Source organism: Streptococcus sp. GMD3S (assembly GCF_000298695.2).
In the GTDB taxonomy this organism is placed as follows: Bacteria; Bacillota; Bacilli; order Lactobacillales; family Streptococcaceae; genus Streptococcus.
Map to the genome: position 1 here is coordinate 1 of NZ_AJRC02000078.1, position 644 is coordinate 644.

General features: G+C 42.1%; 1 protein-coding gene and 1 pseudogene. Both read left to right on the forward strand.

Features of this window, described 5'->3' with window-relative positions:
* Positions 1-373, forward strand: a pseudogene (locus tag GMD3S_RS0210280) (hypothetical protein); the annotation flags it as partial.
* A 30-nt stretch (positions 374-403) separates the two neighbouring features.
* On the forward strand, positions 404-644 hold a 241-nt coding region (locus GMD3S_RS0210285; RefSeq protein ID WP_025173033.1), incomplete at its 3' end, for a PfkB family carbohydrate kinase.

Sequence of the window (644 nt, forward strand, 5' to 3'; positions counted from 1 at the left end):
TGGTCTAGCAGTGGACCCAACTGACGCTTACCTTTATTCTCAAATCAATGGTGGTAACGCCTTGTCTATCCCTTATGCCAAAGGATTTGGCTGGGGGGCAGAACTGACCCTCAAATTGATGTTTGAACGCTTATTTGCTGAAGAAATGGGCGGTGGCTACCCAAGAGAACGTGTAATCCCTGAACAACGCAACGCTCGTATCTTAAACGAGGTGAAACAAATCACCCACAATGATTTGATAACCATCCTTAAAACAATCGACCAAGACTTCCTCAAAGACACCATCTCTGGCAAATACTTCCAAGAATACTTCTTTGAAAACTGCCAAGATGATGAAGTCGCTGCTTATTTGAAAGAAGTATTAGCCAAGTAAAGCTATTCTAAACCAGAAAGGAACTAATGGATGACGAAAATCTTACTGTTTGGCGAACCATTAATTCGAATCTCACCATTAGATGCCACCAGTATCGGCGATCATGTTGCCAGTTCGACTTATTTTGGCGGATCAGAAATTAATATCGCTTGTAATTTGCAAGCCCTGGGTATCTCAACGAAAGTCTTTACCGCACTCCCTGCCAACGAGATTGGAGATCGTTTTATTACATTCTTGAAACAGCACCAAATCGATACCAGTTCAATCTATC